The organism is Brevibacterium sanguinis (genome assembly GCF_003315415.1).
In the GTDB taxonomy this organism is placed as follows: Bacteria; Actinomycetota; Actinomycetes; order Actinomycetales; family Brevibacteriaceae; genus Brevibacterium; species Brevibacterium celere_A.
Genome location: NZ_QNSB01000002.1, coordinates 47,061 through 60,420, shown reverse-complemented (window position 1 = coordinate 60,420; position 13,360 = coordinate 47,061). Strand labels below are relative to the sequence as shown.

15 protein-coding genes are annotated in these 13,360 nt (G+C 69.3%); 7 read left to right on the top strand and 8 right to left on the bottom strand.

From position 1 onward, the window contains the following. Positions 1-194 precede the first annotated feature (194 nt). The 5 genes from DFO65_RS02835 to DFO65_RS02815 all read right to left on the bottom strand — a co-directional run bounded on the left by DFO65_RS02835 (position 195) and on the right by DFO65_RS02815 (position 2,410). Positions 195-791, bottom strand: coding sequence for an alkaline shock response membrane anchor protein AmaP (locus DFO65_RS02835; RefSeq protein ID WP_113902923.1), 597 nt, complete (start codon positions 789-791; stop codon positions 195-197). Continuing rightward, entirely contained in the window at positions 788-1,357 is a 570-nt protein-coding gene (locus DFO65_RS02830) for a DUF6286 domain-containing protein (RefSeq protein WP_113902922.1), read from the bottom strand. Before DFO65_RS02830 ends, DFO65_RS02835 begins: the two co-directional genes overlap by 4 nt. Further along, positions 1,354-1,707, bottom strand: coding sequence for an Asp23/Gls24 family envelope stress response protein (locus DFO65_RS02825; RefSeq protein ID WP_113902921.1), 354 nt, complete (start codon positions 1,705-1,707; stop codon positions 1,354-1,356). Before DFO65_RS02825 ends, DFO65_RS02830 begins: the two co-directional genes overlap by 4 nt. Before the next feature lie 5 nt (positions 1,708-1,712). Further along, positions 1,713-1,895: a hypothetical protein gene (locus DFO65_RS02820; RefSeq protein WP_113902920.1), complete on the bottom strand. Its 183-nt coding sequence runs from the start codon at positions 1,893-1,895 to the stop codon at positions 1,713-1,715. A gap of 65 nt (positions 1,896-1,960) precedes the next feature. Continuing rightward, complete coding sequence (locus tag DFO65_RS02815; protein ID WP_113902919.1) at positions 1,961-2,410, bottom strand: Asp23/Gls24 family envelope stress response protein; 450 nt, start codon at positions 2,408-2,410, stop codon at positions 1,961-1,963. Between the two features lie 124 nt (positions 2,411-2,534). Here DFO65_RS02815 and DFO65_RS02810 point away from each other — a divergent pair, with 124 nt between their 5' ends. From DFO65_RS02810 to DFO65_RS02780, 7 genes are all read left to right on the top strand, one after another. Continuing rightward, complete coding sequence (locus DFO65_RS02810; RefSeq protein WP_113902918.1) at positions 2,535-3,098, top strand: RNA polymerase sigma factor; 564 nt, start codon at positions 2,535-2,537, stop codon at positions 3,096-3,098. Beyond that, positions 3,095-3,589: an Asp23/Gls24 family envelope stress response protein gene (locus DFO65_RS02805; protein WP_245940437.1), complete on the top strand. Its 495-nt coding sequence runs from the start codon at positions 3,095-3,097 to the stop codon at positions 3,587-3,589. Before DFO65_RS02810 ends, DFO65_RS02805 begins: the two co-directional genes overlap by 4 nt. A gap of 42 nt (positions 3,590-3,631) precedes the next feature. Further along, complete coding sequence (locus tag DFO65_RS02800; RefSeq protein WP_113902916.1) at positions 3,632-4,060, top strand: hypothetical protein; 429 nt, start codon at positions 3,632-3,634, stop codon at positions 4,058-4,060. 9 nt (positions 4,061-4,069) lie between these two features. Further along, complete coding sequence (gene pyrE, locus DFO65_RS02795; protein WP_113902915.1) at positions 4,070-4,627, top strand: orotate phosphoribosyltransferase; 558 nt, start codon at positions 4,070-4,072, stop codon at positions 4,625-4,627. Between the two features lie 168 nt (positions 4,628-4,795). Next, entirely contained in the window at positions 4,796-5,677 is an 882-nt protein-coding gene (locus DFO65_RS02790) for an ABC transporter ATP-binding protein (RefSeq protein WP_113902914.1), read from the top strand. Continuing rightward, entirely contained in the window at positions 5,677-7,233 is a 1,557-nt protein-coding gene (locus DFO65_RS02785) for an ABC transporter permease (RefSeq protein ID WP_245940436.1), read from the top strand. Before DFO65_RS02790 ends, DFO65_RS02785 begins: the two co-directional genes overlap by 1 nt. Then, complete coding sequence (locus DFO65_RS02780; RefSeq protein WP_113902913.1) at positions 7,230-7,856, top strand: TrmH family RNA methyltransferase; 627 nt, start codon at positions 7,230-7,232, stop codon at positions 7,854-7,856. Before DFO65_RS02785 ends, DFO65_RS02780 begins: the two co-directional genes overlap by 4 nt. A 243-nt stretch (positions 7,857-8,099) precedes the next feature. Here the strand turns inward: DFO65_RS02780 and DFO65_RS02775 are convergent, their stop codons facing one another. From DFO65_RS02775 to DFO65_RS02765, 3 genes are all read right to left on the bottom strand, one after another. Next, positions 8,100-9,299 carry an acyl-CoA dehydrogenase family protein gene (locus tag DFO65_RS02775; RefSeq protein WP_113902912.1) on the bottom strand — a complete coding sequence of 400 codons (1,200 nt, stop codon included), beginning with the start codon at positions 9,297-9,299 and terminating at the stop codon, positions 8,100-8,102. A gap of 73 nt (positions 9,300-9,372) precedes the next feature. Further along, the gene (locus tag DFO65_RS02770; RefSeq protein WP_113902911.1) at positions 9,373-10,566 is read right to left on the bottom strand and encodes an acyl-CoA dehydrogenase family protein; all 1,194 of its coding nucleotides are present in this window, start codon (positions 10,564-10,566) and stop codon (positions 9,373-9,375) included. Positions 10,567-10,690: 124 nt separating this feature from the next. Further along, complete coding sequence (locus DFO65_RS02765; RefSeq protein WP_181778593.1) at positions 10,691-13,186, bottom strand: sigma-70 family RNA polymerase sigma factor; 2,496 nt, start codon at positions 13,184-13,186, stop codon at positions 10,691-10,693. Positions 13,187-13,360: the final 174 nt, after the last annotated feature.

Here is a 13,360-nt window from a genome sequence, read left to right as displayed (position 1 = left end):
TAGGCCCCTGTCGGGGGTCCCGAAAAGTCGACGATTTCATTCTTTACAAGACCGCGCGGCGTGTGTTGGAATTGTCATGTCCACCCGGTGGGGATCGGGTGGGCGAAAACGGACGTATGGGGATGCGTCCGGGTACTCGAGGGGAGTGCTGCGAAGACCCCGGGATGACGCGATCACGCGCCCCGGGGTCTTTGTCATCCACGGGCACCGGGGGCGAGGACGACGCTGCGTTGCCGCCGCGGCCTGGCGGTCGTGTCGATCTCGATGACGACGGTCGTGAGCGGCCCTCCGAGTGCGGTGCTGCAGTTGCGCGCCGCGCGTCCGGTCACATCGTCGACGACTGCGCCGATGTCCGCCGATTCGTCGACGGAGACGCGGACGACGAGCTCGGGTGCCTCGGTCGTGCCGCGCAGCACGGCGTCGGCATCGATGACGTCCGCGGAGAGCTCGACGTCCGCTGCGACCGCATCCGCGAGGGCCTCCGCGCTGACCGCGGTGACGCCGGTTCCCGTACGGGTGCGCAGCTGCCGTGCCGAGTCCCTGCGGGGGATCTGGCGGATCAGCCAGGAGAGGCAGACGACCGCGAGGACCAGGGCCGTGGCCACGGCGATCAACGCCGAGTAGGGCCGCTCGGCCCCGACGGCGAGGGTGCCGAGGTCGCTGTTCGGACTCAGTCCGGCAGGCCTCATCAGGCCGAGTCCGATGGCCGACGCGAACGCGCCGATGAGCAGGAGCACGACCCCGAGGCCGGTGAGGGCGAGGCGGTTGGTTCGGGCGGGCCATCGTCTCATGACGTCCTCCTCGGTGTGCCGACCCTGGTGGTCACCGGGCGTGCGAAGTCGATCCCGGAGATGCGGGCGAGAACGGAGTCCTCGACTGCACGGCGGATCGCAGCCGACTGCCGGACGGGAGTGCCGACGACGACACGGGTCGACGTCGCTCGGGACCGGGCGCGAGCCGTCGCCACCCCGTCGACCGTGCGGGCGGCGGCGGAGGCGATTCCGGAGATCCCCGCGGTCGTCATCCCCACCTCGAGTCGGCCGACGTGGGCACGGTCCTCGGCCCGCAGCCGTGCGATCCGCCGGCGGCCCGGCCAGATGCCTGCCAGGACCAGGATGATGCCGAGAGCGGCGAGGGCCGCCCCGGCGATCCGAACGGGCTGGTCCTCCCAGCGCAGGGCGGCGAGGGCGTCGAGTCCGGTGAGGGTGGCGCTCAGCGGGGCCGCCGGTGAGCCCTGCGCTCGCAGGGCGGAGACACCGCACCAGCCGAGGGCGAACCCGAGCCCGAGGAGGACGAGGGCAGTGGCGACGGCGGGAGCGATACGCGCCGATCTCATCCGCAGGCGGGTGCGGCTCACAGCGGTCTCCTCTCTCCAATTGCCTCGGCCTGCGGGCTCAGGGACACGACGTCGACGTCGACCTGCCGGACGCGGACCCCCGTGAGGTCCTCGACCTCGGCCATGAGTCTCCGCCGCAGCGCATCCGCGGAGGCGGCGATCGGGCAGGGGTAGCGCAGACCGACGCGGACCGCCAGAGTGCAGCTGCGTCCTGACAGCTGCGCCGACACCGCGGGAAGGGAGCCGCGGGCGCCGAACGCGGCCATACGGGAGGCGGGTCGCTCGACTTCCGGCCGGAGCCGGAGGACCTGGGAGGCGGTCTTCTCGATGACGCGGTCTGCGACCGTGGTGGTGCCGCGGCTGCCGTCCATGTCCGTCACCTCCGACTCGCAGGGCGCAGGGGCAGTGCGGCCGGATCGAGGCGCCCGTCGAGGACGAGACCGAGGATGAGCCCGAGCGCGCCGCAGAATCCGACGACGAGGAATGCGAGGAAGCCTCCGAAGCAGGCGACGAGGCCGAGCAGGAGACCGACGAGCAAACCGATGAGTGCTTTCGACATGACTGTCCTAGGGATCGGGCACCTGCCCGCCGAGCAGGCCGGCGGGCAGGTGCGGGCGGTGCGGTTCAGGAGAGAGCGGAACCCTCGTCGGGGCGCTCGTCGTCCTCCGGGAGGTGGACGTCAGTGACGTCGATGTTGACCTCGACGACGGTGAGTCCGGTTCCCTGCTCGACGGAGCGGATGACGTTCCTGCGAATGGCCTCGGCCACCTCGACGACCGAGGTCCCGAACTCGACGACGATCGTCAGGTCGATCGCGGTCTCCTTCTCGCCCTTCTCCACCGAGACTCCGCCGGAGACATTGGTCTGCGAGCCGGGAATCCGCTCGGTGATGGTGTCGAATGCCCGCCTGGCCGCGGTGCCCAGACCGTGGACTCCCGGAACCTCCCGGGCGGCGATGCCGGCGAGCTTGGCGACGACGTTGTCCGCGATCGTCGTGCTGCCCTTCTCGGTGACCAGCGGACTGCTGACGGTCGAGGACTGCGGGGCGGCGGGGGATGAATGCGTTTCTGGCATTGCCTTTCCTTCTTCTCGAGGGGTGCTGACATCTGTACAGACGTCGGTGGCCCGCGATCCTCACGCTCGAGCGGAGAAGAATTTCGATCGGCCACTTCCCGGTTCGGTCGCCTACGATGGCCTCATGGCGGATCAGGAGGAGCGATGGGACATCGTCACTCTCGTCGTGCGTGCCCGTGAGGGCGACATCGACGCCTTCGAATCCCTGGTCCGCCGGTATGAGATGAAGCTGCTGCGCTTCTGCCTGCGCACCCTCGGCGATCGGCAGGACGCGGAGGACGTGGTCCAGGATGCGCTCGTCCAGGCCTGGAGATCGCTGGGCTCGCTGTCCGAGCCGGCGGCATTCGGGACCTGGATCTACCGACTCGCATCGAACCGCTGCATGGATCTGCTCCGGCGCAGGGCCGCACGACCGGCCGACGCCCATGACCCCGAGGATCTCAGCGTGCATGCTGACGGGTCCGTCTCAGTCGAGAAGTCCGTCGAAGCGCGGAGGGCGCTCGCGCACTTCTCGCAGGTCCTCGAAGGCCTGTCCTCCGAGCAGCGGGTGACGTGGGTGCTTCATCAGATGGAGGGTCTGAGCTACGCGGAGGTGGCCGAGACCCTCGGCATCAGTGAGGGCAGCGTGCGCGGACGGATCCACCGGGCTCGAACGGCCATCATCACGGGGATGGAGGGATGGACATGAGCGATCATGATGACGTCGCGCCCGAGCCGGGCCCCGACGAGATCGCGTCCCAGCGGAAGCTCGAGGCGGAGCTCACGGGTGTCATCGGCGATTACATGAGGGAGCTCGAGCCCCGTCCGGAAGATGCCGTCGGTCTGCACGAGCGGATCCTCAAGCTCGTCAGGGAGGACCTCTACCGTGGTCCGTCGACGCAGCTGCAGACGGGCAGGGGCAACCGGTTCGGGATCTCGACGGCCACGGTGCGCGGGATCGTCCGCGGAGCCGTCGACGCCGTCGACGGGATCCGGGCTCGAAGCGTCGCCATCGCCGCCGCGGGCGACCCGGAGGGTTCCGGGGCCGAGGTCCGGCTGACCGTGGCGATGCGCGCGGGTGTCGACTTCCCCCGGGCGGCGGATGAGGTGCGCAGGTCCGTCGCCGGCGCTCTCGCCGAGGAGCTCGGCGTGCCGTCCACTCGCATCGACATCGAGGTCGAGGATGTCTACCGTGACTGAGCGGCCCACGACTGCGCGGATCGGTGACAGGGAGGTGCTGACATGACAGGAGAGCAGGAGGGCAGGCGGTTCGCGGAGATCGACGCACCGCGGCGACTGGCCGCGGCCGTCGTCACCGTCCCCGGGGTCAGGGAGCTCGCGCCGGGACTGCGCTCGCTCGTCGCCTCGGCCGCGGCGAAGGTTCTGCGCAGGGAGGGCGGTGAGGCCCTGGGCGTCGACGTCATCGAGGACGAACACGGGCCGAGGGTGCGCATCGACGCCCACCTCGACGACAGCCGGCGCGTGTCCGACGTCGTCGACGAGATCGTCGAGGTCGTCGCAGCCGTCATGTCCGCCGGAGCGCCGCCCGCCGCCGACGGAGCGAGCGCCGAGGAGTCGGGCGTCCGCGGACCCGTGGCGGTCGACCTGCGGATCGTCAGCCGCACCAGCACGAAGCCGAGCACGGTCACGAGCACCTCGGGGTCCATTTAGACTGGCACCATGACAGACACCGCTCAGCAGCTGCTCGACCTCATCGACGAACTCGCCGTGGTCCGGGGCAGAGTGACCCTCTCCTCCGGGCGCGAAGCCGACTACTACCTCGACCTGCGCCGAGTCACTCTCGACCACCGGTCCGCTCCTCTCATCGGTGACGTGGTGCTCGACCTCCTCGAGGCCGAGGGCCTGCTCGGTTCGGTCGACGCCGTGGGCGGGCTGACCATGGGAGCCGATCCCGTGGGCACCGCCGTGATGCACCGCTCCGTGGTCCGCGGCACCCCCGTCGACTCCTTCGTCGTCCGCAAGGAGGCGAAGAAGCACGGAATGTCGCGCCGGGTCGAAGGCCCTGACGTCAAGGGCAGACGGGTCGTCGCGGTCGAGGACACCTCGACGACCGGGGGATCCGTGCTCACCGCGGTCGAGGCTCTGCGTGAAGCCGGCGCCGAGGTGGTGGCCGTGGCCGTCGTCATGGACCGCAACACGGGCGCCCGGGAGAAGGTCGAAGCGGCCGGACTCCGCTACCTCACCGCCCTGACGACGAGCGATCTCGGACTCGACTGATTCGGTCGCCGGGCCCGTCCGAGGACCTGCGTCAGCGGTCGGGCCACCAGCTGGGACTCGACTGACAATTCGACCGAAACCCTCGTCCTGGTTTGAAACATCGGAGTCCATTCCACACGATAGATGGGGCCCTCCCACACATTCGCCTGCCTGGAAGAAGGAAGACACGTGCTCACATTGAAAGAGATCTCCCTGCGACAGGGGAAGCGGACGTATCTGGACGAGGTGAGCTTCACCGCGAAGGCAGGTCGGATCACCGCCGTCGTCGGGACCCGATCGGCAGGGCGGACCGAACTGGTGCGGGTCATCATGGGCCTCATCGCCCCGGACGAGGGGACCGTGAAGCTCGAGGGGCACGAACTCGAGTTCGGCGACCGCCAGAACTTCGGCTACCTTCCCGGTGAACGCGGGGGGTACCCGAACATGCGCGTCATCGACCAGATCGTCTATCTCGCCCGGCTGCACGGGATCACCCTGGGGGCCGCCGAGCGCAATGCGCTCACCCTGCTCTCCCGGCTCGAGCTCGCCGACCGCGGCTATGCCCCGCTGAAGAACCTCAGCGGAACCGAGATCGCCCGCGTCGACATCGCCGCGACCCTCGCCGCCGATCCCGACGTCGTCGTCATCGACGACGCGTTCGCCGGCCTCGACATCCGGTCGACAGAGCTGGTCATGGAGCTCCTCGCGGCCCACGCCGCGTCCGGCGTGCCGGTCATCCTCGCCACCGACGACTGGGAGTCGGCGCAGAAGTACGCCGACGACGTCGTCGTCCTCAGCCAGGGGCGGGTCACCGCCAAGGGCGGCGTCGACGAGCTGCTCGGCGAGTCGAAGTACCGCATCGAACTCGCCGAGGCGGAGGCCGCCGCGAACTCGCTGCGCGACAGCGCCGGCATCAGTGACGTGGAGGTCGTCGACGCCGACGGCACCGTGATCAGCTTCCGCGCCGAGGATGCGACGGCGGCGGTGCTGACCGTGTCCCGGCTGAGTGGAGTGACGAGTTTCGGCCGTGTTCGTCCGACGTTGGCCGAGCAGTACAAGGAGGTTGTGTGATGGCAGCTAAGGACGAAGGCCGCGACGAGGAATCCCCCGCACCCCTGGACCTGGGCGCTGACCCGGTTCCGTTCGAGCTGCAGGAGGACACCCCCGACGCGGACGAGCTGCCCGAGACCGGCCTGGTCTCCGAGTTCGTCGACGTCAACCGCAGGCAGGCGGCGTGGCTGGTGTCGAACCGGGAGAGCTCGACGCTGATGCGCAGCCCGTACTTCCTCGTCACCGGTGCCGTGATCGTGCTCGGGATCCTCGCCGCGATCATCAGCGGCATCGTCAGCGAGGCCCGGACGAGCTCGGGCACGCCGAGCCTGGCGATGGTCGGCGTCGGCGAGCAGGCCGCGATGTACGAGCAGCAGCTGGGCGTGGACATCACCGACGTCGACGACCCGCAGGCCGCCGAGGCGCTCGTCCGTGAGGGCAAGGTCGACGCCGCGTTCATCCAGGACCCCACCGGTCAGGCGCAGCCGACGATCATCGCCTACGACAGGCAGCCCGAAGCGCTGCTCGAGAAGCTCGCGCCGGCGACCGAGGCCACCCTCCTCCAGCCGCCGGCCGTCGAGGAGCCCGTCGCGACCCCCCTGCTCTGGGGCATGGTCGTCTTCTCCCTGCTTGTCATCGTCACCCTCGGATCGGCGATGTACTCCAACCTCCGGCTGGAGAAGCGCAACCGGATCACCGAGATCATCGCGGCGACGATCCCGCCGCGCGCCTCGGCGTCGGGTCGGATCACCGGACTGCTCACCCTCGTCGTCATCCACCTCCTCGTCGCGGCGGTCGTCGTCGAGCTCGGGCTGTCGATCTCGGGCCGGACGGCGCTCGCGTTCTCGATGCTGCCGGGACTGGGCTGGTTCGCGCTGACGCTGCTGTTCACCGCGTGGATCGTGTTCGGACTCCTCGTGTGGGCCTCGACCCTGACGTCGAGTGCAGCGCGGAAGGTCTTCCTGTGGGTCGTCGGAGTGCTCACCGTCGCGGGCCTGCTCGTGCCGATGTTCGTCGGGACCGCCGGCACCGCGGCCAAGGTGCTCTCCTGGACACCGTTCTCCTCCCCGATCGGGATCGCCGGCCGGTACTTCGCCGGCGGCACCGAGTGGTGGGAGGGACTCGTCGCGGCGGGCATCTCCCTGGTCGTGGCGCTGATCATCCACTCCCTGGCCGGGTCGGCCTACGTCCGCTCGGTGCTCACCGGCGGCGGCCGCGGCGGGAAGACCGTGAAGATGACCAAGCGGGCGCAGAAGGCCGGCGCCGCCGTCGGCGCGAAGTCGGCGTCGGCGGACCGTGCGAAGTCCGAGTCGGACGAGGATGCGGATTCGGACGACGAAGCGGACCCGAGCGGCGACTCGGACGGCACGGCCGCAGCGGCGGAGTCCGAGCCGGACGAGGATGCGGACTCCGCTTCCGCGACGTCCTCCACGGCCGCAGGAGACGCCGAGGAGTCGACCGCCTCGGCGAAGGGCGCGACGTCCGCGAAGGGCTCGACCGCCTCGGCGAAGGGCGCGACGTCCGCGAAGGGAGCCACGTCGGCGACGGCGGACTCCGGAGACGACAGCCGCAGGTGACGGAGTCGAACGAACAGGTGGGGGTCGGTCCGTGGACCGGCCCCCAGCCGTCGGGTGAGCATTTCGATCCCGTTCTGCTGCGCGACGGGGATCGGCGCAACGTCGTCGATCGCTATCGGTACTGGAGCCACGACGCGATCGTCGCGGATCTCGACGCGACTCGGCACGACTTCCACGTCGGTGTGGAGAACTGGCAGCACGACCTCAACATCGGCTCGGTGGTGCGCACGGCGAACGCCTTCAACGCCGCCGCCGTGCACATCGTCGGCAGGCGCCGCTGGAACCGGCGCGGAGCGATGGTCACCGACAAGTACCAGCACATCATCCACCATCCCGACGTCGACGACCTGCTCCACTGGTGCGCGGACAACGAGGTGCCGCTCATCGGCGTCGACAACTTCCCCGACTCGGTGCCGCTGGAGACCTTCGACCTGCCGCGGAGATGCCTGCTGCTGTTCGGGCAGGAGGGTCCGGGGCTGAGCGAAGCGGCGCACCGGGCGAGCACCGCCGTGCTCTCGATCGCCCAGTTCGGGTCGACGCGGTCGATGAATGCCGCGGCCGCGGCCGCGATCACGATGCACTCGTGGGTGCGCCGCCACGTCTTCGATCAGACCGTGGACTGACGCTGCCGCGCCCAGGGCCTGCTCGGACGGCTGCGGGCGGGCCGTGACCGTGGCTGATTCGGACAGTCAGGGCCGGACTCGGGCCGAAATGCGCTGACACCGGCGGTGGGAAAGCCCGGGCCGAGATGTGTCGACTTCGTGCCGATTCTTGCGCTCAGAACGGGACGAAGTGCACACAGGTTGCCGTGAACGGTGCGAAGTGCACACGATTCGAGCGGCGAACGCGAGCCCCGCGAGGGGCCGTCAGTTGAGGTCGGCGGCGTACGGCTCGATGAGCCCACCCAGCTGCGCCAGTTCCGCGGTCAGCGAATCGGCATCGTCGAATGTCCGCGCGATGACCGTCAGGCGCTTGGCATAGTGGCCGATGGGATACTCCATCGTCATGCCGATCCCACCGTGCATCTGGATCGACTCCTGGCTGATGTGACGGGCGCAGCGGTCGACGATGATCTTCGCCGCGATGACGTCCCGGTGCCGATCCTTCTCCGCGCCTTCGACCCCGGACGACACCGCGAGCCTCGCGTACAGCGCCATGCTGCGTGCCTCCTCGAGGGTCGCGTACATGTCCGCGGCCCGGTGCTGCAGGGCCTGGTTCGCGCCGATGGGGGCGCCGAACTGCTCGCGGGTCTTGAGGTAGTCCGCGGTCATCCGCAGCGACACCTCCATCGCGCCGACGGCCTCGGCCATGATCGCCGCGTTCGCGGTGTCGAGAACCCGGGCGACCACCTCGGCGGCGGGGGCGGCGTCGAGGCGCTGAGCAGGGGCATCGTCGAACCGGACGCTTGCGGAGCCCAGTCCGTCGGCCTGCCGGTGGGCGATGCGGTGCACGCCCTGGGCGGAGGCGTCGACGAGGAACAGACCGAGCTCCCCGTCCTCCATCGCGGTGACGATGAGATGATCGGCGACGTCGCCGCCGAGCACCCCCGACTTCTCCCCGCGCAGGGTCACCGTGTCTCCGCCCGATTGCGAGGCGGGCCGGACGGTCGAGTCGGAGCCTGGACCCAGGTCCCCGGTGCCCTGGGCGATGGTGGCGGGGGAGCCGACGGAATAGCGCGATCCGGGTTCGAGCACGGCGAACGCGAGGAACGCGGTGCCCTCGCAGACGCTCGGCAGGACGGCCTGCTTCTGCTCCTCGCTCCCGGCGAGGGTGAGCGCGTTGGCCCCGAGGACCACGGTGGCCAGATAGGGCTCGAGCACGAGCGCGCGCCCGAAGGCCTCCATGACCACCCCCACCTCGGCGAAGGTCATCCCGGCACCGCCGTAGGCCTCCGGCACAGCGAGGCCGAGCAGGCCCATCTGGGCGAAACTGGCCCACTGGTCGCGGGAGATGCCCTCCGCGCTGTGCAGGATGGCCTCGCGCGTCGACTGGTCGTATTCGCTGCGGAGGTACTTGGCCAGGGAGCCGGCGAGCTCCTGCTGGATGTCACTGAGTTCGAGATCCATTGTCGTCCTTCTCTTTCGCGTCTCTGAGGGGAACCGGGCCCGCACGGACGGTGTCCGCGGGGCGGGCGGCGACTCAGAGGCCGAGCAATGCCTTGGAGATGATGCCGCGCTGCACCTCGGACGAACCGCCGTAGATGGTGACCTTGCGCTTGTTGAAGTAGGCCGGGAGCGCGTCGACCGCGCCGAGGGGGAGGTCGCTGAAGCCCGCGCCCTGGACCCGATCGGTGACGAAGTCGAGCCCCTGCGGTCCGAGCACGTCGACGAGGAGTTCGCTGATGTCCTCCTGCAGCTGCGAACCGCGCAGCTTGAGCACCGAGGAACGGGGATCCGGTGCGTCCGCGCCGGCCGCCTGGGTCGAGAGGATGCGCAGCTGGGTCATCTCCAGAGCCGTGAGCTCGGCCTCGAGCCTCGTCAGCCGGGCGGAGAACAGCGGATCGTCGAGGAGGCTGCCCCGCGCGGTCTTCGTCACCGCCGCATAGGCCTTGGCGCGGGCGAGGTTGACCTTCGACGTGCCGATCCGGGCGATGCCGGTGCGCTCGTTGCCGAGGAGGAACTTCGCATAGGTCCAGCCCTTGTTCTCCTCGCCGACGAGGTTCTCGACCGGGACCTCGACATTGTCGAAGAAGACCTCGTTGACCTCGTGGCCGCCGTCGATGAGCTGGATGGGGCGGACCGTCACGCCGGGTGACCGCATGTCGATGAGCAGGAACGAGATGCCGGCCTGCTTCTTCACGGTCGGGTCGGTGCGCACGAGGTTGAAGATCCAGTCACCGTACTGACCCAGGGTCGTCCAGGTCTTCTGACCGTTGACGATGTACTTCTGCCCGTCGCGCACCGCCGAGGTCCGCAGGGACGCGAGATCCGATCCGGCGTTGGGTTCGGAGAACCCTTGGGACCACCAGATGTCGAGGTTGGCGGTGGCGGGAAGGAAACGCTGCTTGAGCTCCTCGCTGCCGAAGGTCGCGATGACCGGCCCCACCATGGACGTGTTGAACGGCAGCGGCTGCGGGACGCAGGCCAACTGCATCTCCTCGAGCCAGATGTGGCGCTGCACCGGCGTCCAGTCCCGGCCACCCCACTCCGTCGGCCAATCGGGGACCGCATAGCCGTGACTGTTGAGGATCCTCTGCGAGGCGACCATGTCGTCCTTGCCGAGCTCCTGTCCCGTCGCGACCTTGAACCGCAGCTCCTCGGGGATCTCGCTGCGGTAGAACTGACGCATCTCGAGCGCGAAGTCGCGTTCGGAGGCACTCAGAAGGGTGTCCATGAGGGCTCCTGATTGATCGTTCATTAAGGATTCCTCACCATGTTACTGTGCAGTGTCGTCCGTCACAAACGGTATTCGATTCGCCTCTGCCTCGCGCGGGTTGCGGCTGCCGGCCCGCCGATCGCTACTGCGGAAGGACTGCCGTGAAGGTCGTGCGGCGGAGGGCGCCGAGGTCGCCCGTGTCCGCCGCTCGATAGGCGACCTCGATCGTGTGCACGCCTTCGGTGAGCGGCACGAAGTGCTCTCTGCCGGTTCCGGCGGGCACGGCCTCGAAATCCGTCCGCACCCCGTCGATGAGCACCGAGTACGGATGGCTCTGCCCAGTCGTCAGCTGCAGGAGCACCGACTCGGGTTCGCCATTGCCGTCGATGTCCCACTGCATCGCCGTTCCGCCGTCCACGGGTTCGGTGATCGTCGGTGCGAGGTAGGTGTAGCGCCGGCTCAGGGTGACCGGCGCCGAGGCTGTTCCCCCGATCTCCTGGGTCACCGCGTATCCGATGCTGCGGTCCGGTGCCCCGGGCCGAACGGTGAGCGCCCAGGTTCCGTCCGGGGCGACGGTGGTGGTTCCCGCATCGGCGGGCTCGGAGGCGGACTGTGCCGCTGTTCCCGAGTCGACGATCTCGACGGCGCGGATCAGGGCCCCGGGCTCCCCGGTGCCGCTGAGCTGGATCGGCACGGCGTAGGAGCCCGCGGCGGGGCCGACGACGGTGGGGGACTGGACCTGGGGAGGTTCAGTGGTCGGCGCCTGGGTGGGAGTCTGCGTCGGTTCGGCGGTCGGTGACTGCGTGGGGGACTGCGTCGGTGATTGCGTGGGCGCTTGGGTCGGCTCCGAGGTGGGTGATCGGGTTGGGGTCGGCTCGGATGTCGGTGACTGGGTCGGTTCCGATGTGGGTGTCTCGGTCGGCGACTGGGTGGGCTCGGACGTCGGCGACTGCGTGGGCGTCCGGGTCGGCTCCGATGTGGGTGATTCGGTCGGATTCGAGGTCGGTTCGGATGTCGGAGACTGCGTCGGCGCCGCAGTCGGCACATCGGACGGGTCCGAGGTGGGGAGCGGCGCCTCCGTCGAGGGCACATCCGGGGCGGACGCCGGCAGCGAAGGCGTTTCGTTCGACTCGGTCGCCGCAGGCAGCGGCGCGGATGGGAGCCCAGCGCCATCGTCGTTTCCGGCGTGACCTGCTGAAGCGTCATTCTCGACATTCATCCGCGCGGTCGGCGCCGAATCGGGAACGGGCTGTTCCGCAGTGTCGGTCGAATCGGAGTGGCCGCTGTCGGGCGACTCCGACGCGCCGTCCGCCGAGGCGTCTCCTGAATGACCGTGTGAGGACGAGTGTCTCTCGCCGGGGTCTCCGCCGGCGGGCATGTCGTGAAGAGGTTCGTCATCGCGAGAGTCATCCGCGTCTCCGATCTGGTCCGCATCATGTCCGTGGACATCCGTGCCCGGAGCGGCGATCGCGGTATCCGGTTGCGAAGCGGGGTCGTTCCGCGAGTCGACGACGAGCGCCGCCGCGATAGCGACCGCGATCGCGGCGGTCCCGGCGGAAACGGGGAGGAGAAGCTTGCGCGCCGCCGAACCAGCGGCGGTGCCGCCACTCGCAGCCCCGGTGTCCTCCGAGCCAGTGGCCTCTGCCGCCTCGGCGCGGCTTCCCGCTGCGGCAGTCGCGGCACCCACTCCCGCTGCCGCACCTGCCCCGAGGGAACCGGGGGACGGCTTCTGCGAGAACGTCGCCGTCGACGCACCCGTCGCTGTCGACGCGTCCGTCGACGCCGGCGTCGGCTCGTGAGAGGCCGGCCGGCCACTCGACGGCGCCGTCGACCCGACGACGGACGACAGTCGTTCGAGCAGCAGTGGGGAGGTGAGCACGATCGGAATGAGCAGCGCTCGGCGCCTCACCGTCATGTCATTGAGCTCGGCGAGGACGGACGCGCATTCCGAGCACTCATCGACGTGGGAGCGCACAACCTCCGCGCGAGTGGGAGGCAGCTGACCCGACAGGAAAGCGCTCATGGACGACACGATGGGCCGGCACTCGAGGCGGCTCGGATCCGCCCGGAGCAGGGTCTGGAACCATGCGGTCCGCAGTCCCACCCGAGCGCGGCGGGCCAGCTGGGACACGGCATTCGGGCTGATGTGCAGCTGGTGCGCGATCGCTCGCGGAGGCAGCTGTTCGACCTCGACGTACCACAGCACTTCCTGCCAGTTGCGGGGAAGGCTGGCGAACGCCGTCTGCACCCGCTCGTGCTCGAACCTCATCTCCACGACGTCCGAGGTGTCCGCGGTGCCGGAGGCGAACTCCTCGATCTCGTCGACGGCGATGCTGCTGCCGCGACGAGCGCGATCGGTGAGCTCGTTGCGCACGGTCCTCATCAGATAGCCGACGAATCCCTCCCGAGGCCCGCCGCCCGAGTGGACGATCCTGAAGGTCCTCAGGAAGGACTCCTGCACCACGTCCTGGGCGACATCGGGGTCGCTGAACCGGCCGGCGTACCGTGCGGCGACGTCGAAATGCCGCTGATAGAGAATGGCGAAAGCCCCACTCGTGCCCGCCCTGACCAACGAGAGCAGCTCCTCGTCGGACCTGTCTCGGAACTCCGAGGGCATCGATTGAACGGAAGAGGACATGGGCAGGTTCCTTGTCGGGGGAATTCGGCACAACAGCTGTGTGACATTTCGAGTGTGTTCTCGGTAACCGTACACGCGTCTTCCGTCAACGGCGACGACTCCACCCGAATCCCGCTGTCGCATGCGGTCGGACGATGATCCCGCGGTCATGCCCGGCCTCTCGAATGTGACGCA